Below are 19,335 nucleotides of genomic sequence, written 5' to 3'. Positions count from 1 at the left end.
CGGCACTAACTTTAAGAGTGAATACAGGGAATAACCGCATATTTTAGCCGCTTGTGCTTAACAATTGCTATCTTCCCGATGATTTTTTATCAAATGGCGCTTAAATACTTATCAAATACTCGACTCAGAGGAGATCCTGCGGATCTCTGTCTAAGCTCCATCGGCAGCGTTTAGCTTCGAGCAGTTGTTCTACAAGCGGATGAATACGTTCAAACTCTTGCTGCAGACGGTTGCGGTTTTTAGCTTGGAATAGCAGTTGGCGACGGAACTTGCCGGCTTTTTTATCTAAGGGCGCTGGCATAGGACCAATCACCTCAAATTCTTTATCTTGCGGCAAGAGCGCGGCGAAGGCGTTGAGAAAGTTATCGGCATCACTGGCTAAATGCGCTTCGGCGCGTACCAACACCATATGCCATGCTGGCGGCAGCAGTGCCTGTTGGCGCTCTTTTAACTGGCTACGGGCAAACTCGCCATAACCGCGGTGCAGCAAATCTCGCAAAATAGGATTGTCACTCTGGTGAGTTTGCAATAATACCGTGCCGGGTTTACTGGCACGGCCCGCACGCCCGGCGACTTGGGTATAGAGCTGCCCAAAACGCTCGGGCGCGCGAAAGTCGGCGCTAAATAAGGCGCCATCGACATCGAGTAGCCCAACAAGCGTCACATCAGGAAAGTGATGGCCTTTAGCTAGCATTTGCGTGCCGACGAGGATTTTATATTCGCCCTTATGAATTGCGTTTAAGTGGGTTTCTAATGAGCCTTTCAAGCGAGTGGTATCGCGGTCGATGCGCACGACTGGATGTTTCGGAAACTCCTGTTGCAGCGCCTCGGCCAGTTGTTCAGTGCCTATGCCTTGGCCCATCAGCATAGTGCTACCGCATTTATGGCATTGCTTAGGGATAGCGTATTGATTGCCACAATGATGGCAGCAAATTTCGCCAAGAGATTGATGCACAGTGAAAAACGCATCGCAGCGGTCGCACTCGTGTAAGTGCCCACACTCGTGGCAAAGCAGGGCGGGTGCAAAGCCGCGGCGATTGAGAAACAGTAACACTTGGTTGCCTGCGTCTAAATGCAGACGGATTTCGTTCAGCAGCGGCACCGACATGCCTGCTTTTAACGGCATATTTTTAATGTCGATAATGCCTTGACGCACTTTTTTAGCAACGCCCGCGCGCTCACCCAATTGCAAATGATGGTAACGGCCACTTAAAGCATTTTGTAGACTTTCGAGTGAGGGGGTTGCCGTACCTAATATCACAGGAATTGATTCTAAATGGCCACGCATGACTGCCAAGTCGCGGGCGTGATAACCGACGCCTTCCTGTTGCTTGAAGCTGCTGTCGTGCTCTTCATCGAGTATGATAATGCCGGGATAGGCCATAGGCGTGAACAAAGCTGAGCGGGTGCCGATAATGATGGCGGCCTGACCACAGCGGGCTTGGCGCCATGCTTCGAGTCTTTGATTGTCGGTTAACCCTGAGTGCAATATGGCGATATTGACTTTAAAACGGCGCTTAAAGCGATTGATAGTTTGGGGTGTTAAACCGATTTCAGGCACTAAAATTAACGCTTGCTTGCCTTGCTTGAGGATTTCTTCCAGCACCGCCAAATAGACTTCCGTCTTACCCGAACCGGTAATGCCTTCTAATAAAGTACAGTGATATCCTTGTTGCAGATTTAAAGTGGCAACGGCGACGGCTTGTTCTTTATTGAGTTTATGTGGCGTTTCGTCCATTTCGAGTGTGGTGCGCCAGTCTAGGTTAAGCTCGGCGATTTTTTCGTGGCGTGCCACCCAGCCTTTATCTTCTAGGGCTTTAAGTGCCGCTTTACTGATATCTAAGCTGATCACTTCTTCTTGGGTTAAACTGGCGGGTTTGAGTAACTCGAGTAATTTTCTCTGTGCGGGTGCTCGTTTAACCGCTTCGGGCGCAATATTTTGGCCTATTTCAGTTAATTGCCAGAATTGGATCTTTTGTGGCGCGGCATCGAGCCCTTTGCGAAGGGCCACTGGTAAGGCTTGGGTTAGCATCTGCCCTTGGCTGCAAAAATAGTATCTCGCGGCCCAAAGCGTTAATTTATAAAGTGATTCAGGCAACAAAGGTTTATCGTCGATAAACTCAAGCACAGACTTAATCTGCTTAGGCGCTAAGCTACATGTATCTGTGATACCTGTGACTAATCCGATTAATTGTTGACGACCGAAGGGGACTTTAACGCGCACGCCTATCTGCGGTGTACTAGGATAAGTTTCGGGTACGCGGTAGCTAAAGGTTTGCCGCATAGGCACAGGTAACGCAACTTCGACAAACAATGACATATGCTGGCAAGTCTTAGGCAAGAATGTGGTTTAGTGTACTCAGCGCGGCTGGCTAGGGCTAGCCCTAATGATGGTTTACCAAGGATAGTTGAGAGTAAATAAATGGCTAATAGAGTGAAATCATTAGGTCTACTCGCGTTAGTGTGTAGCGCATCTAGCATGGCACAAGTCTCCCATGTGAGCGTTAACAGCCGCATGTTTGAGTTAGGCGGTTATCCAAAACTCAGGGTGAATGTGATTGCGGACAATCAAGACATGTCGCGCTTAGAGTTTGTGGTGCAGCAAGCTGGCGGCGAAGAAAAGTTAATGGTTGAGGAGCTTAATCGCTTTTTAGTTTTGCTCACGGGTGTTGAAGATGTAAAAGATGACAAGGCTAAACTCTTAGTGAGGGAGTATCGACTCGACCGATGGTATGAGGTCAAAAGTATCAATCTATTTGGCGAGGCTAAGCCAACATTGGCCACGCTAACCGCAAAAGCAGCATCGGGCAGTAAAAATACGACGACAGCGCAGGTGCAAAAGCGTGCGGATAAAGTGAATGCTCAGCCTGTAAAAGTGGCCGCTGAATCCACGCGAGTGTTGGAGGCTAAGCCTGCGACGGTTATTACGGCTGCAAATATTCATGTAGATACTGATGTAGATGCTCATGTAAATACTAAGCCCACAGTGCCAGCGGCTGAAGTTGTGACTGGCTTTAAATTTCCTGAAGCAGCGGATGAGCAAATAGTGGCCACTGAAGCAGTTAAGACAACAAATAGCGAACTCAAAGTGAATGCCGCTGAAACGTCCCCAACAGCTTCGCAGACACCTGAACATTGTCAGTTAACTTATCTTGCAGGTGAGACCTTGTGGCGTATCGCGAATCGCTATGCCAACGATTGGGACGTGAGTGTTTATGGCGCTATGCTGGCGATCTACGAGGCGAATCCAGCGGCTTTCTCAAAAAATAAAATCAACGCACTCAAGAGTAATGCGGCTCTGTCCTGCCCTTCGAAAATGATTTTGGCACAGCATGCTAACGCCAAAGAGGCGCAGGCGATGTTTGAAGCTAAAGAGGCGGGAAAATGATGCGGCGAACTAAAGTCAAAATAGCCGCCAAACGCTCAGATAATCTACTTGTATCCCTTGTGGGTATGCTGTACCATTCTGCGCCCTAAACATATTGTTATTAACATGCATGTGGTGTCCGACTACGGGTTGGAAGAGCGACATGGCCTTACACTTTTGAGGTAACCCCAATGAAACCAGGTATCCACCCAACATACGCTATCATCACTGCAAACTGTACTTGTGGTAACGTTATCAAAGTAAACTCTACTGCTGGTAAAGATCTGCATTTAGACGTATGTGGTGCTTGTCACCCATTCTACACTGGTACACAAAAAGTTGTTGATACTGGCGGTCGTATCGACAAATTCAACAAGCGCTTCGCAGTGCTTGCAAAGAAATAATTGCGATTGCAATGTTTCTAGAAAAGGCGCCTATGGCGCCTTTTTGCTTTCTGTCATTTGCTGAACTGCTTTATTTACGCCTATCTTAATACTTATGTTAAATCCCATCTGGTACGACGTCACTCAATTAATCGTCAACTTACTGAGTATTGCGAGTTCAAGTATGTAATTCGACTTATTTATAGCAATTATCTATAAGATAAATATGCTAGCTGTCATATATTGTAATTTAACCAACATTTTTGAGATTAACTCGCTACAACTAGCGCTATAACTACAAAATATATGTTTGTTTCCTACAAAATATATTAAGAAATGCAGCTTTATTATAGGAGATAAGTTTATAAAACTAAGCTTAGAGGTGATATTTGCAGGCTAAAGTGAAATTTCTGAATCTCTTATTTAAAAATCCCCCTTATTGGCGTATCTTACCCCGACCAGCCAGACTATTAACATCACCCTTTGGTGAGACTAGATGTGTGTTGGTAGGCCTTACTCTCATAAATTATAAATGTCGCATTTCAGGATTTTAAAATGTCAGATATTCGTCAACAAGCACTCGATTATCATGAATTTCCAATACCAGGCAAAACCGCAGTTTGCCTTACCAAACCTGCCGAAACGAGTCACGATCTCGCCCTAGCTTATAGCCCTGGTGTGGCTGAGCCTGTGCGTGAAATCGCGGCTAATCCTGACAATGCGTATCGTTATACCAATAAAGGTAATACGGTTGCCGTGATTACTAATGGTACGGCGATCTTAGGTTTAGGCAATTTAGGCCCCTTGGCTTCTAAACCTGTGATGGAAGGCAAAGCATTATTGTTCAAGCATTTTGCAAATATCGATTCGACAGATATTGAGATCACCCACAATACGCCTGAAGAATTTATCAATACAGTTGCAGCGATTGCTGACACTTTTGGTGGTATCAATCTTGAAGATATTAAAGCGCCAGAATGCTTTGTTATCGAACGTGAATTGATTGCCCGTTGTAAAGTGCCAGTATTCCATGACGATCAACACGGCACCGCAATTGTGACCGCGGCGGGTATGATTAACGCGCTGGAAATTCAAGGCAAGTTGATCAGCGACGCAACGTTTGTGTGTATGGGCGCAGGTGCGGCAGCCATTGCTTGTATGACTATGCTGGTCAAGTGTGGTGCGAATCGCGCTAACATTTATATGCTAGACACTAAAGGTGTGATTCATTCTGGCCGTACGGATCTTAATGAATATAAAGCGCTATTTGCGAATGATACAGACAAACGCACGCTTCTTGATGTTATTAAAGGCGCAGACGTGTTTTTAGGTCTATCTGGTCCTGACGTGATAGGTGCAGAAGAAGTTGCGTTGATGGCCGATAAGCCAGTAATTTTTGCCTGTTCTAATCCCGATCCTGAAATTAAACCGGCACTGGCTCACGCAACGCGCAGCGATTTGATCATGGGTACCGGTCGCAGCGATTATCCAAACCAAGTGAATAACGTATTGTGTTTCCCGTTTATTTTCCGTGGCGCCTTGGATGTACGTGCGTCATGCATTAACGATGAGATGAAAATCGCCGCGGTTCATGCCATTGCTGCACTGGCAAAAGAGCCTGTGCCTGCGAGTGTATTAAAGGCTTATCCTAATGTGACTTCACTGAGTTTTGGCCCTGAATACGTGCTGCCAAAACCGATGGACCCACGTTTATTGCCTAATGTTGCCCGTGCGGTTGCTCAGGCGGCTATCGACTCTGGTGTTGCTGCTATCCCTACTTTACCTCAATACGCCGACTAGGCTAAAAGTGGTAAAAACATCGAAAAGAGGCTAATTAGCCTCTTTTTTGTTTTTAAGTGGACATTAAAGTCACAGCGTCTTGGTTGCCTTTTAGGTTATGCTACTGAATAATCAACGGACAACTTTGTTGTACTCCTGTTAAAATCGCACAAATAATTATAATAATCCTGCAGGATAGCGGATAGATGAAATTCACCCGAATGTTAACTACAAAATTAACCAGCTTTTGGTTAATGTCATTAGCCGCTATCGCCTTCGTCTTTTTGCTGAGCGCTATGATGAGTTTCGTGCAGCTGACCTATAAATTTCAGCAGCAGAAAGTCGCCGAACTCGAAACTATGTTAGTGGACCAATATCAACACCAACCCGATTGGGATTTGGAAGCTTGGCTGCCGCCCATGCTACTTGCCTACAATGCTGTTGATTTTCGGCTGACCTTGAAAGATGAAGTGATCTTTGCCTATGAAGGCAATCTGACTACGCAAAATGCCATGGTGTATGACCATGTGTTAGAACCTAAATCTGGCCTGCGTATGCAGCTGACCTTGACCCAACCCTTCGAGCATTACACTTTTAGTTGGTATGAAATCCTCATCCTGTTGGTCGGTGTGTTAGCTGTGGCTGCCTTGGTGCGTTTTGGCTATTTATGGTTTTCCCAGCAATTGGATGGCATTGAAGAATTAGCCTTACGCAGTCGATTGATTCTGCAAGGTAAGCACGAGCAAGCACTCGCGACTCCCGGAAATGGCAAGCCAAGGCTGATTAACCGTGCTTTGACCAAGTTGTTAGAAGAATTACAAGACGCACAAAAAGAGCGCGGTCGTTTTGACAAGTTCATTCGTTCTAATACCTTTCTCGATGCGGAAACGCGCATTGGTAATCGACTTTTCTTAAATAACCGTCTCGACGCCCTTAGTCATAATCAGGCGATGCTCGCCCATGGGGTGATTTATTTATTAGAGATGGATGATCTGGATTTACTGCAGCAATCCCAAGGTGAAGCGGTAACCAAAGAGTTATTAAACTCGACTGTTAACGCGATAAGCCAATTACTGCAAACCCAAGCCAACAGTATCTTTGCCCGTCGTTCTCACAATCAATTTGCCATAGTCGTGCCGCAAATCTCGTTAATCGAAGCCGATCAATTCGCCAGTAAGTTGCTTAAGATATGTTTGAGCCAGCCTTTACCTGAAGTCGAGAATAGCGATAACTTTTTCCACCTCGGATGCGCTTATTTTACCGCAGGCGATAATGCGGCGCAGTTAATTGAAGAAGCCGATATGGCTTTGAGGGCGGCACAATTACAGGGCAATAGTAATTGGTTTATGTACGACAAAGGCGCGATTGATGAAGAGTTTGCTAAAGGCTCAGTGCGTTGGCGCAGCTTTTTAGAAAACGCGTTAGTGCAAAGGCGATTCTTCCCCTTTAGCCAGCCGATAATTGATTCAGATGGTAATGAGCACCATAAAGAGATATTTACTCGGGCGCGGGATAATCAAGGAGCGCTAATTCGTGCCACACTGTTTATTCCAATGGCGAATAAATGTGGTTTAATGCCGCAGGTCGAACGGCAAATTATTGAGCGGGTATTATTGTTACTGTCGAATGAATTATCGGACGGCGTGTCGAATACTCAAACAAATAAAAAATCAGCGCCACAGATATACAGTATTAATCTGAGTTTGGATTCGCTAATGAGTCGAGCTTTTACCCAATGGCTAAAAACGACGCTGTTAGAATATCGTCATCTGACCACGCGACTGATTTTCGAAGTGTCGGAAGATATCGTTATTCAACATCAAGAAAAGTTGCAGCCTAAATTAGATATGATCCGTAAAATGGGCGCGAGATTATGCGTCGATCATGTGGGCCAGCAGGTCGTTGGTACTTACTATATTCGTGAATGTCATTTTGATCTAATTAAGCTACATAGATCGATTGTGCGGCATATTCATTTACGCCCAGAAAACCAATTATTCATCCGTAGCTTGATTGGCGGTTTGTATCGAACGGAAGTGCAAGTTTGTGCCGAAGGGGTTGAAGTCTTCGAAGAATGGCAGACACTGCAAATTCTCGGTGTTGGCGCAGCGCAGGGAATGTATTTCAACGAACCCATAGAGGCTAAGTAATGAAAGTGGGGTATTAGGGTGACTAATGTCGTCTTATAAGGCAAATTAATCCTATTATTCACGTATTTATCTATAAAATACGAGTATTTGCAGCTAAACTATCCAGTGCCAAAATAATGACGTTTGCTGTTTAAATTAGCGATAAAGCAAGTCAGAGGGCAAGGAACACTGGAGAGTGGAGTGACAGGACGTTTAAGCAAAAGAGACTACTCACGCTTTTAAATTCAGTTGGTTACAGGCATCTTTATGGAAAAAAGTCTTATAGGTCGACTCGCCTTTTGGCAGAAAAGAACGGTTCCGACTAGCCTTGGCGTCTATGTTTGTGCCGATAAATTATGGGTTTACGCACCTGCTCAAAGTGATCGTACTGAACTGTGGTTACCCTTCGAGCTTAAAGATGAGCACTGGTCATCGGCGTTTGCTGCCGTCGCTAAATCCTTCCCTAATGCCCAATTACAACTGGTTTTAGCTTCAGGGCTTTATCAATTACTGCTGACTGATAAACCCAATGTCGATACTGTCGAATTATCCCAAGCCTTGCTGTGGTCAATTAAAGACATGGTGACGCTACCTGTGCCGCAAATCCATTTAGACTATTTCGAGTCACCTATTCCCAGTAATAAAATCAATGTGGTGGTGGTCGATAAAGCTAAACTCGTGATCATGGTACAGGCCATTCATGAACAAAATTTACAACTTATCGGTATCAGTATCGAAGAGTTAGCCATGACCAATTTATTTGGTGATGACCACCAAGCTCGTCTGGTGGTCAGCCATATTCCAGGGCAAGAGTTGTTATTGACTGTGGTTAAGCAAGGTCAGCTGTATATGCAGCGTCGCGTGCGCGGATTTACTCAATTGGATAAGACTCAAGCGGATGAGTTAAGTTATGGCATGGCAGACAATTTAAGCTTAGAAATTCAGCGCTCTATGGATTATTTTGAAAGTCAATTGAGACAGGCTCCGGTATCTTCTATTGAACTTCTCGCTGATGGTGCCGTGGATACTTTAGCTAAGCTAGTGTCGGCAAACTTTAATCAAGCTGTGAATGTCATCGATAAAAGCTGTGTTGGCGCGCGAATGGCGGGATTAGCCTTTGCCGAATTTTCCAGAGGTGCTGAGTGATTAAATACCGAGTCAATCTCTACACTCCTTCCTTACTTCCGCCGAAGCAAAGATTAACCTTTGTACGTTTGGGGGCTTATGCTGCAGGATTTTTGGTCCTATTTGCGGCTTTAGGCGGTTATAGCTACTGGCAAGTCAGTGAGCTGCAACAGGCTCAGCAATTGGCTGCCCAACAAAAGCTGCAATTCGATACCCAAAAACAGGCATTAGAAGCACAAATTGCCGCGCGTAAACCCGATGCCGAACTCGTTGCGCGAGTCGATTTAGCGGCACAACAGTTAGAGCTAAAGCAGTTACTCATGGGTGAATTGAGCCTTAGGGCCTCTTTAACCAGCCGAGGTTTTGCGCCTGTACTTAAAGATTTAGCGGTCGTGTCGGATGCGAGCGTGTGGCTTAGTCATATTGTCATTAATGAGCAAGATTTTATGTTCGAAGGTTTTGCCGACCATCCCCAAAGCATTCCGCAGTGGATTGGCAAACTTAAGACTACGCAGACTTTAAAGGGGCAAGCTTTCTCGTCGATGAGCATGGATCGCGGTGAAGATAAACCTTTGGCCTTTACCTTGAAGAGCGATAACAAGGAGGAGGCCGCGCAATGAAGCAAAAGTTAGCCCAACTAGGACAACAGTTTGATGCGTTAAGTCGCCGTGAGCGAGTGCTGATCTCAGTCGCTATTCTGGCCGTGGTCGGTATGCTGAGTTATTTACCCTTAGAGTCCCTGTGGAAAACCCATGTGGCGTTGTCACAACAGCTAAAAGCCTTAGAGCAAGAAAACGCGATTTCGGCCCAGCAGGTTGACTTGTATCAGCAACGTTTAGCCTTAGATCCCAATCAAGATTACCAACAGCGTTTAGTCTTGTTAGAGCAACAAAATCAAGCCTTAGATGCCCAGCTCAATGAGCAGATGGTGGATATGGTGCCGGCAGACTATATGCCACAGCTGCTGGGTAATTTACTGGGACAAGTGCAAGGGATTAAATTAATTAAGTTTATGTCGATAGCGCCCATTCCCCTGTTAGCTGTGGGTGAAGAGAAGAAACTCAATCTGTATAGCCATGGTATTCGTATGAGCTTAGAGGGCGATTATTTCTCTGTGCTGCGCTTTGTGGAAGCCGTTGAGGCCATGCCTGATAAACTTTATTGGAAGCGTCTCGACTATAAAGTCGCAGAATATCCCCAAGCGACAGTAGAGATTGAACTTTATACCTTGAGCATTAATAAGGACTTTATCAGTGTCTCTAAATAAGTCTTATATTATCAGTGTGTTGTTATTGGTCAGCAGCCCTATGGTGTCTGCTGAATCACTGCGCGACCCTACCTTGCCTGGTAAAGGTTTTGCGGTGGTCGGTCATGCGAGCCAAGCGCAGGCTCAGGCAATGGTACTTAATAGCATAGTGAGTTCAGGCAACACGGCTTATGCTGTGATAAATAACAAGATATTGTCTGTTGGCGACAGCATTCAGGGGCTGAGTATCGTCAAGATTACCCCCACTTATGTGTCGCTGTCCGATGGACGGAAATTGACATTGTTTCAAGCAATAACAGAGAGATAGGGAATACACCTCAGATGAAAGCGATTAAATACTTTACACCTCTGCTCTCACTTTGCCTTGTGGCGTGTCAGACCACAAATAGGCCACAGCCGGAGGCGAGTAAGGCGGCACTAGCGGCCTCAATGGCGACGGCGACGGCATCAACGACGCCACCGCCTGCTACTATGCCGGATGCGGTTCAGCGAGAATTGAATTCGGGCGCTTTACTGTCAGGCTTAACCCCTGCGCTGGAAACAGAGCGTCGTTTCGATGTCTCTGCCCATGATGTGGATGCCAAAGTATTTTTTCCAAGCTTAGTCCAAGGTACGCCGCTGAGTGTTGCCGTGCATCCTGATGTGCAAGGTACGATTTCGTTATCCCTTAAAGGTGTAACCTTAAGCGAAGCGATTCAAGTGGTTGAAGATATCTACGGTTACGAAGTGAGCCGTGAAGGGCGTATTCTAAGAGTGTTCCCCGCTGGAATGCGTACTGAGACGTTTCCGCTGAATTATCTTTATATGGAGCGTGATGGCTTATCAGTGACTTCAGTGAGTTCTGGACGCATTTCCGATAGCAATAATTCCAATAGCAATTCGAGCAATAACAACTCAAATAATAGTGGTTCGAGTAATAACAGCTCCAACAGCAGTAATGGTAATAACTCCAGCAGCAATGGCAGCAGCGATAGCAGTAACGGCACATTTATCCGCTCGCGCACTAAGACTGATTTTTGGGGCGAGCTGAAAGAAACGCTGACGGCGATTATTGGTGACACAGGAAATGGGCGGCAAGTGGTGGTTACGCCGCAGGCGGGTTTAGTGACCATTCGTGCTTTCCCAAGTGAATTACGCCAAGTTCGCACTTTCTTAAATTCCGCCGAGAGTCATCTGCAGCGCCAAGTAATCTTGGAGGCTAAGATCATCGAAGTCACATTATCTGATGGCTATCAGCAAGGTATCCAATGGGAGAATGTGCTGGGTCATGTCGGCAATACGAATGTGAATTTTGGGACTTCGAAAGGCCCTGGTTTAAGCGATAAAATCACTTCGGCGATTGGTGGTGTGACCTCGCTGAGTATTAAAGGCTCCGACTTTACGACCATGATCAATCTATTAGATACCCAAGGCGATGTGGATGTATTGTCTAGCCCAAGGGTGACTGCATCGAATAATCAAAAAGCTGTGATTAAAGTCGGTACCGATGAGTATTTTGTCACTGACGTTTCATCGACCACAGTAGCGGGCGCAACGCCTGTGACCACTCCACAAGTCGAGCTCACGCCGTTTTTCTCAGGCATTGCCTTAGATGTCACGCCGCAAATTGATAGTGACGGTAATGTGTTATTGCACGTGCATCCATCCGTTATCGATGTGAAAGAGCAGACTAAAGATATCAAAGTGAGTGATGCTTCGTTGGAGCTACCTTTAGCACAGAGTGAAATTCGCGAGTCTGATACCGTTATCCGCGCCGCTTCCGGTGACGTAGTCATCATAGGTGGCTTGATGAAGAGCGAAAATACCGAAGTCGTCTCGCAAGTGCCTTTGTTGGGTGATATTCCTTTCCTCGGGGAATTGTTTAAAAACCGCAGCAAGCAAAAGAAGAAAACTGAGCTGATTATTCTGTTAAAACCTACGGTAGTTGGCGTCGATACCTGGAAAACTGAGCTACAACGTTCTAAGACCTTATTAGATCGTTGGTATCCGGAGACAAAATAAGCTTCTATGTATCAGAAGCATTTTGGCCTAAGCCAAACCCCATTTTCATTGACACCCAATACCGGATTTTTTTTCGGCCTATCGCCACACGTAGAAGCCTTGCAAGTGTTGCAAACTGCGCTACAAACGGGTGAAGGTTTTATCAAGGTGACAGGGGAAGTGGGGACAGGTAAAACTCTGATTTGCCGCAAGCTTATCAATGAATTACCGACTAAGTTCCATTGCGCTTATCTACCCAATCCTTACCTCACGCCTGCAGAGTTACGCTGGGCGGTGGCGAGTGAGTTAGGCCTTAAATACGCCAGCAATATCGACCAGCAGCAGCTCACTGGGCTTATCCAGCAGCAGCTTTTAGCTTTGAGCGCCCATGGTCACGCCATCGTATTAGTGCTCGATGAAGCGCAGGCATTGCCGGACGAGAGTTTAGAGGCGCTGCGGTTATTCACTAATCTCGAAACCGAGACGCGTAAGTTATTGCAGGTGGTGTTATTTGGGCAACCCGAACTTGATGAAAGACTTAAACGCCAAGAATTCAGGCAATTAAGACAACGTATTACTTTTAGCTACAACCTTCGCCCACTGACATGGGATGAAACCGATGCTTATATTCGTCACAGATTAGCCATAGCAGGGCGTGCGGGCGAACCACTCTTTACATCACGGGAAACACGTCAGATTGCCTATGCGTCCCGAGGGATCCCCAGATTGATCAATATTCTTGCCCACAAAGCCTTGTTACTGAGTTTCGGCGAGGGTGCTACGCGTGTGCAAACCTCCCACGTTAAAGCGGCGATTCAAGACACTGAAGATGCGAGCGTACGCCGATTATTGTCGTGGAAATGGCTGCCTTTTTTCACTCTGATAACTGTGGTGTTCGGTTTGGGATTACAACACGTTTTGAGGAGTGTTGTATGAGTGTGATCAACAAGATGTTGCAGGACCTCGACAAACGTCAGCAGGGGCACGAACTCAGCAATGTGGCTCAACCGCAGGTGCAATATTTAGCTCGCAGGCGTTCATCATCTCACTGGCTGCTGCTCTGTGGTTTGTCACTGCTACTCGGTGGCGGCGCGGTTTATGGCTGGCAATTTTTCATGGCAGAGCCTGCAGAAGCGACAGCTTCATCTCAAGCGCAGGAACAACATACATTAACCGCCCAAACAGAGTCTGTGCGGATCGACAGTGTTGCCTCAAAAGAAGCTTCACCTAACGTCGATGCCGCTGCTGAACCATTGAAGCTTGCGACTGCGCAGAAGATTGCGGCGGCGATGACAGCGAATAGTGAAGAGTTTGAACTAAGTGCCACCGAAGTGGCACCGAGTCAGGCACCAGAATTAGGAACCGCAAAAGAAGCTAAGCATGAGCAACAAGCTCAGTCTCAGTCGCAACCACAACAAAAACCACAAGCAGACGTGAGCCTTGCACTCGCAGATGACAAGGTCGATACGGTAAGCGAGCCAAGCCACTCGCAGCCAAGCCATTCACAGCCAAGTAGTGCGACATCGAGTGTGCGTAGCGCCGAGGTCACTGTAGCTGCGCCCTCTGCGTTAATGATGTCGGAGCGGGCCAGTGTGGCCGCCGATAATGAAGGTCACGCGAGTAATGGGCTTAACGTACAAGAAGTTAACGCTGATGCAGGTACTCATCGACTCGCGCCCAAAGAACAAGGGCAAATGGCAATTACTGAGGTGAAGTTAACGCCAAAGCAGCTGGCAAAGAAGCGGTTCACGCTAGCGAGCGAGGCCGAAAGGGATGGCAAGCTCAAAGAAGCCATTAGTTACTATGAGCAAACATTAGGCTTTGATCCCAGTATGCATGAAGCGCGCAAGCAGTTAGCTGCGCTGCACTATGGGCAAGGTCAATTAGCCAAAGCCAGCGAAGTGTTGCAGCAAGGTATGCTGTTATTCCCGCAGCAATTAGACTTTGCCTTATTGCTCGCTCGGGTTCAGCAAGCCGCTGGTCAGGCTGACCTCGCATTAGTGACGTTAGCTAACATACCTGATACGCATCCGCTGGCGAGACAAAAGTGGATGGCACAATCGGATCTGGCGCAAAAGCTAGGGCAGTTTTCCGTGTCGGAACAAGCCTACAGGCAGTTATTACAACAAGAACCCCAACAGGCTAAATGGTGGATGGGACTGGCTTATACGCTTGATTCGCAGCAGCAATTTACCCAAGCACGCCAAGCCTATCGGACTGCATTAGGCCACAGAGGCTTATCGGCGCAGGCGAGTGCCTTTATCGAACAACGTTTGACTCAGCTAGGAGATAGCCAATGAAACCCAGATTAAAAATGCGTTTAGGCGATCTGTTAGTTCAAGAAGCCATTATTACCGAAGCCCAGCTACAACAGGCGTTAGGCGAGCAGCGCAATACGGGCAAAAAACTGGGCCGTACCCTCATTGATCTGCAATCGATTACTGAGCATCAGTTACTGCAGTTCTTGTCGCAACAATTGAATGTACCTTTGCTGGATATCAGTAAAATGCCAATCCCTGCGGAAGTGGTACATCTTATTCCTGAGGTGCAAGCCCGACGTTTCCGTGCTTTAGCTGTTGAAGACAGGGGCGATAGCGTACTGGTAGCAATGAGCGACCCCGCCGATTTGCAGGCGCTCGATCATCTCGAAATGCTTATCGCACCTAAGCGTTTGAAGTTAGCGGTAGCGCCCGAGCAGCAACTGCTGCAAGCGTTTGATAACTTATATCGCCGTACAGATCAAATTGCTCAGATCGCCGGTAAGCTTGAAGAAGAATACGCCGCCGATGAGATGTTCGATTTAGCCAGTCTGACTTCGGGCGACAGTGACAATGAAACCACAGTGGTTAAGTTGCTGCAGTCGATTTTTGAAGATGCGGTGCAAATGCGCGCCTCGGATATTCATATCGAACCCGGTGATAAAGCCTTGCGTATTCGCCAGCGTATCGATGGCCAGCTACACGAAACGATTCTGAATGAAGTTAATATTGCCGCGGCTTTAGTATTGCGACTTAAGTTAATGGCTGGACTCGATATTTCTGAAAAACGTTTGCCGCAGGATGGTCGTTTCCACATGGAGATCAAAGGTCATCATATCGATGTACGTATGTCGACCATGCCGATTTACCATGGCGAATCTGTAGTAATGCGGTTACTCGATCAATCGGCGGGTTTATTGACCTTAAACGAAACCGGTATGCCGCCTGCTATTTTGGCGCGTATTCGTAAACAGATTAAACACCCCCACGGCATGTTGTTGGTCACTGGTCCCACGGGTAGCGGTAAAACCACCACTTTGTACGGTATTTTGAGCGAGCTCAATACCGCCGACCGTAAGATCATCACGGTGGAAGATCCGGTCGAGTATCAATTGCCACGGATCAACCAAGTACAAGTTAACCATAAGATTGGCTTAAACTTTTCCAACGTATTGCGCACCACCTTACGTCAAGACCCCGATATCATCATGGTAGGGGAAATGCGTGACCAAGAAACCGTGGAGATTGGTCTGAGGGGCGCATTAACGGGTCACTTTGTGCTATCAACCTTGCATACTAACGATGCGGTCACCAGTGCGCTGCGTTTACTCGATATGGGCGCTGCGAGTTATTTAGTTGCTAGTGCCTTAAGGGTGATTATTGCCCAGCGTTTAGTGCGCCGTGTTTGCCATAGCTGTGGCGTTGAGTATCAGCCGACACCGCAGGAAAAAGCTTGGCTGAGTAGTGTGAGTCGTAAAGATTTTACCCATGCAAACTTTAGAATCGGTACCGGTTGCCAGAGTTGTAACGGCAGTGGTTATCGTGGCCGTATAGGTATTTTTGAGATCCTCGAGCTCGACGAAAAGATGATCGATGCGATGCGTACCGGTAATCCGCAGGATTTCGCCAGAGCCGCGTTGCAGAGCCCTAACTTTACCCCGCTCGCCGAGTCAGCGTTGCAATATCTGAGCGAAGGCATGACGACCATTGAAGAGGTGGCTAAGCTGGTAGAGGATGTGAGTGAATCACAAATACCTTTGTCGAAGGATATTATTAGCCAACAAGGCGTTGAGGCGTAATTATGCCGATTTATCAATACCGTGGACGCAGTGGTCAAGGTCAATCCGTTACGGGGCAATTGGATGCGGCATCGGAAAGTGCCGCTGCTGACATGCTATTGGCGCGGGGGATTATCCCCCTTGAGGTCAAAGTCGCCAAAGTGGTTAAGTCATTCTCACTGGCTAAGTTATTTGGTGGAAAAGTCGCGTTAGAAGAATTACAGATTTTTACTCGGCAAATGTACTCCTTGACCCGTTCTGGCATCCCGATTTTGCGGGCGATTGCGGGCTTGTCTGAAACCGCGCATTCCCAGCGGATGAAAGATGCGCTCAATGATATTTCTGAGCAGCTCACCGCAGGCCGACCCTTGTCATCATCCATGAATCAACATCCCGATGTATTTGATTCCTTGTTTGTTTCTATGGTGCACGTGGGAGAAAACACCGGTAAGTTAGAGGATGCCTTTATTCAGCTGTCGGGTTATATCGAGCGTGAGCAGGAAACACGGCGGCGAATTAAATCGGCCATGCGTTATCCCATGTTTGTCTTGATTGCGATTGCACTCGCTATGGTGATCCTCAATATCATGGTGATCCCTAAGTTCGCTGAGATGTTTTCCCGCTTTGGCGCCGACTTACCTTGGGCGACAAAAGTGCTGATAGGTACATCGAATCTGTTTGTGAATTATTGGGCGCTGATGTTGGTGGTGTTGATTGGCACTATTATCGGCATTCGTTACTGGCACCATACGGAAAAAGGCGAGAAGCAGTGGGATAAGTGGAAGTTACACATCCCTGCCGTGGGATCGATTATCGAGCGCTCGACGTTAGCTCGTTATTGTCGCAGTTTCTCTATGATGCTCAGCGCTGGCGTGCCGATGACGCAGGCCCTAAGTTTAGTGGCTGATGCGGTAGATAATGCCTACATGCACGACAAAATAGTCGGTATGCGCCGTGGGATTGAGTCTGGTGACTCTATGTTAAGGGTATCGAATCAGAGCAAGTTATTTACGCCACTAGTGCTGCAAATGGTGGCCGTGGGCGAAGAAACAGGGCAAATCGATCAATTACTCAATGATGCGGCAGACTTCTATGAGGGCGAAGTAGACTATGATTTAAAGAACCTCACCGCTAAATTGGAGCCTATTTTGATCGGTTTTGTGGCCGTGATTGTTCTCGTGTTGGCCTTAGGGATATACCTGCCCATGTGGGATATGCTCAATGTGGTCAAGGGCGGTAAATAATCGATATGGATAATGTTTATCTCCTCTCTTATGTGTGGGGCTGAGGTTAAATGCAGACTCAGCAAAAGGCAGAAAGCGATCTATTACGCCTCTATGGGCGTATGATAGCCATAGGGTTAGTGTTGGTTATCATGGCGGTGATTGGTGCTAAGTACTTTTTTACCCTACCGCAAATCGCTGCCCGTGGATTAGAAGTCGATCATGCGCGTTTTTTAAATGTGCTGGTGATGGTGCGCTCCCAATGGCTATCTTTGGGCAAGCCGCCGCAGATGCAGTTGAATTGGGAGGCGTTTGACAACATATCCAAAGACACTGAGTTTAGTGTCGTCGATATCAATAGTTTAGGATGGCCACAACCTAAACAGTTAAACGGCCAAGGTTGCCAAGATTTGTGGCAGCAACTTATGGGTGCCGAAGTGGATAACGCAGGGCTGGTTGCTGATTATTTAGTTAAGGATAACAGCTGTCACTATCGGTCGCACAATGGCGATAGTTTAGGCTATCAACTGAACTCTGGCAGGGTCATTTTTTTGACTGCACCCTAAAATATTGTTAACTCAAAGGCTTTTTAAAATTGATTTAGCTGTTAGAATAAAATTTCTTAAGTATGGGGCATATATATGAAAACTAAGCAAACAGGTTTCTCATTAATAGAGCTTGTGATTGTGATTGTGATTTTAGGGCTACTCGCCGCAACCGCGATCCCACGATTTTTAAATGTCACCGATGATGCTGAAGACGCCAGTGTTGATGGTGTCGCGGGTGGTTTATCGACTGCCGTTAGCTTTGTGCGTTCACAGTGGGAAGTCGATGGGCGCCAAAATAGCAGCGTGATCCTCGACGGCAACACAGTTAATGTCGATACACGTTTTGGCTATCCGACAGGAACTTCAGTAACGGATGTGACTGCTATGACGGATGCGAGTTGCCAACAAGTATTTAATACCGTGCTGCAGAGCGCTCCTCGTAATGTGCTCTACACTCAAGATGCACGTAATCAACGTTATACCGTGCGCGTGATTGATGGTGCAGGTGGTAGCGCTAATTCGATTACAGGTACTGTCGTTGCTGGTTTAGATTTATGTGTTTATCACCAAGTGGCTTCACTGGTGCTAAATCAAACAACTGGCGTACCGACTCCAACACCGGATTTATCAACAGCTGGTGCGAAAGGAATCGTGTATAACCCAGGTACAGGTAAGGTGCTAAGCTTTACTCAAACGCCATTTGTGCCATAGGCTGTAATTAACAGTTTTATTTTGTTCATGTTTTAAGTAGCTTAGTTCAGAAGTGACTTAACTTAATCAGTACTCACACGAGTACTCACTTATAAAGAAAGGTAGTTTGATATGAAAAGACAACAAGGTTTTACCTTAATTGAATTAGTCGTAGTGATCATTATCTTAGGTATTCTTGCTGTCACAGCGGCACCTAAGTTTATTAACCTGCAAGGTGATGCGCGTGTTTCTGCACTGAATGGCTTAAAAGCATCAATTCAAGGTGCAAATAGCTTAGTTTATTCAAAAGCTGCGTTAGCTGGTGAAGAAAAAAAAGCATTTGATGCAACAATTCCTCCTTCTGTAGATATAGGTACCGGTACCCCAGCGGTTACACATTTTGGTTATTTACAAGCTGACGAAGCAGAGCTTGAAAATGCTATCGATATTTCTTTCGATGCAGGAACCAGTGCTACAGATCCAACAGTTGTTACTAGCACTGGTGCAGATTGGATTATATTTGAAGGCACTGGTATTGTGACTATGTGGCAAAAAGGTGCTCCAGCAGAATGTCGTATCACCTATGAACAAGCTACGAGTGCGACAGTAGTTCCTGTTTTATCCGCAGTTCCTGATGCTTCAGATTGTTAATATTAGTTAAATAAAAGGCCTGCCTAGCAGGCTTTTTTTTTAGGTAAAATGTGGTTCTTACATGATTTTAAAGAAATGAGCCTGCCAATAATTTACCGACATTTATTTGCGTTAATCATACCGTTGGCAGAAACTGAACCTAGCACTTGAAATCAGC

The 19,335-nt window shown here is 46.5% G+C and carries 17 protein-coding genes; 16 read left to right on the top strand and 1 reads right to left on the bottom strand.

Annotated features, from left to right (window positions below; all coding sequences use genetic code 11):
• Nucleotides 1-124: 124 nt before the first annotated feature.
• Nucleotides 125-2,320 carry a primosomal protein N' gene (gene priA, locus Q4Q49_RS08300; protein ID WP_311999111.1) on the bottom strand — a complete coding sequence of 732 codons (2,196 nt, stop codon included), beginning with the start codon at nt 2,318-2,320 and terminating at the stop codon, nt 125-127.
• A gap of 102 nt (nt 2,321-2,422) precedes the next feature.
• Here priA and Q4Q49_RS08295 point away from each other — a divergent pair, with 102 nt between their 5' ends.
• The 16 genes from Q4Q49_RS08295 to Q4Q49_RS08220 all read left to right on the top strand — a co-directional run bounded on the left by Q4Q49_RS08295 (nt 2,423) and on the right by Q4Q49_RS08220 (nt 19,178).
• The gene (locus tag Q4Q49_RS08295; RefSeq protein ID WP_311999109.1) at nt 2,423-3,388 is read left to right on the top strand and encodes a FimV/HubP family polar landmark protein; all 966 of its coding nucleotides are present in this window, start codon (nt 2,423-2,425) and stop codon (nt 3,386-3,388) included.
• Between the two features lie 170 nt (nt 3,389-3,558).
• Nucleotides 3,559-3,771: a 50S ribosomal protein L31 gene (gene rpmE, locus Q4Q49_RS08290; RefSeq protein ID WP_063883331.1), complete on the top strand. Its 213-nt coding sequence runs from the start codon at nt 3,559-3,561 to the stop codon at nt 3,769-3,771.
• A gap of 534 nt (nt 3,772-4,305) precedes the next feature.
• Nucleotides 4,306-5,550 (top strand): malic enzyme-like NAD(P)-binding protein, encoded by a 1,245-nt coding sequence (locus Q4Q49_RS08285; RefSeq protein ID WP_311999108.1) that lies wholly within the window; start codon nt 4,306-4,308, stop codon nt 5,548-5,550.
• Nucleotides 5,551-5,735: 185 nt separating this feature from the next.
• Complete coding sequence (gene csrD, locus Q4Q49_RS08280; RefSeq protein ID WP_311999107.1) at nt 5,736-7,679, top strand: RNase E specificity factor CsrD; 1,944 nt, start codon at nt 5,736-5,738, stop codon at nt 7,677-7,679.
• Nucleotides 7,680-7,925: 246 nt separating this feature from the next.
• Entirely contained in the window at nt 7,926-8,804 is an 879-nt protein-coding gene (locus Q4Q49_RS08275) for an MSHA biogenesis protein MshI (RefSeq protein ID WP_311999106.1), read from the top strand.
• Nucleotides 8,801-9,403: a fimbrial assembly protein gene (locus tag Q4Q49_RS08270; protein ID WP_311999105.1), complete on the top strand. Its 603-nt coding sequence runs from the start codon at nt 8,801-8,803 to the stop codon at nt 9,401-9,403. The genes Q4Q49_RS08275 and Q4Q49_RS08270 overlap by 4 nt, the downstream gene beginning before the upstream one ends.
• On the top strand, nt 9,400-10,050 hold the full coding sequence (locus Q4Q49_RS08265) for an MSHA biogenesis protein MshJ (protein WP_259511413.1): 651 nt from the start codon (nt 9,400-9,402) through the stop codon (nt 10,048-10,050). Before Q4Q49_RS08270 ends, Q4Q49_RS08265 begins: the two co-directional genes overlap by 4 nt.
• On the top strand, nt 10,037-10,357 hold the full coding sequence (locus Q4Q49_RS08260; protein ID WP_311999104.1) for an MSHA biogenesis protein MshK: 321 nt from the start codon (nt 10,037-10,039) through the stop codon (nt 10,355-10,357). The genes Q4Q49_RS08265 and Q4Q49_RS08260 overlap by 14 nt, the downstream gene beginning before the upstream one ends.
• Nucleotides 10,358-10,371: 14 nt before the next feature.
• On the top strand, nt 10,372-12,051 hold the full coding sequence (gene mshL, locus Q4Q49_RS08255) for a pilus (MSHA type) biogenesis protein MshL (protein WP_311901059.1): 1,680 nt from the start codon (nt 10,372-10,374) through the stop codon (nt 12,049-12,051).
• A 6-nt stretch (nt 12,052-12,057) separates the two neighbouring features.
• Nucleotides 12,058-12,966 (top strand): AAA family ATPase, encoded by a 909-nt coding sequence (locus Q4Q49_RS08250; protein ID WP_311901058.1) that lies wholly within the window; start codon nt 12,058-12,060, stop codon nt 12,964-12,966.
• Nucleotides 12,963-14,330, top strand: coding sequence for a tetratricopeptide repeat protein (locus Q4Q49_RS08245; protein WP_311999103.1), 1,368 nt, complete (start codon nt 12,963-12,965; stop codon nt 14,328-14,330). Before Q4Q49_RS08250 ends, Q4Q49_RS08245 begins: the two co-directional genes overlap by 4 nt.
• Nucleotides 14,327-16,087, top strand: a complete 1,761-nt coding sequence (locus Q4Q49_RS08240) for an ATPase, T2SS/T4P/T4SS family (RefSeq protein WP_311999102.1) — start codon at nt 14,327-14,329, stop codon at nt 16,085-16,087. Before Q4Q49_RS08245 ends, Q4Q49_RS08240 begins: the two co-directional genes overlap by 4 nt.
• A gap of 2 nt (nt 16,088-16,089) precedes the next feature.
• Nucleotides 16,090-17,310 carry a type II secretion system F family protein gene (locus Q4Q49_RS08235; RefSeq protein ID WP_259511419.1) on the top strand — a complete coding sequence of 407 codons (1,221 nt, stop codon included), beginning with the start codon at nt 16,090-16,092 and terminating at the stop codon, nt 17,308-17,310.
• A 50-nt stretch (nt 17,311-17,360) separates the two neighbouring features.
• A complete protein-coding gene (locus Q4Q49_RS08230) occupies nt 17,361-17,855 on the top strand; it encodes an MSHA biogenesis protein MshF (protein WP_311999101.1) in 495 nt (164 codons plus the stop codon).
• A 75-nt stretch (nt 17,856-17,930) separates the two neighbouring features.
• Nucleotides 17,931-18,548 carry a prepilin-type N-terminal cleavage/methylation domain-containing protein gene (locus Q4Q49_RS08225; protein ID WP_063883339.1) on the top strand — a complete coding sequence of 206 codons (618 nt, stop codon included), beginning with the start codon at nt 17,931-17,933 and terminating at the stop codon, nt 18,546-18,548.
• 111 nt (nt 18,549-18,659) lie between these two features.
• Nucleotides 18,660-19,178, top strand: coding sequence for a type II secretion system protein (locus Q4Q49_RS08220; RefSeq protein ID WP_311999100.1), 519 nt, complete (start codon nt 18,660-18,662; stop codon nt 19,176-19,178).
• Nucleotides 19,179-19,335: the final 157 nt, after the last annotated feature.

Source organism: Shewanella sp. SP1S1-7, assembly GCF_031932105.1.
Taxonomy (GTDB): Bacteria; Pseudomonadota; Gammaproteobacteria; order Enterobacterales; family Shewanellaceae; genus Shewanella; species Shewanella baltica.
The sequence above is the reverse complement of the archived record's forward strand: the minus strand, read 5'-3'. Positions and strand labels throughout refer to the sequence as shown.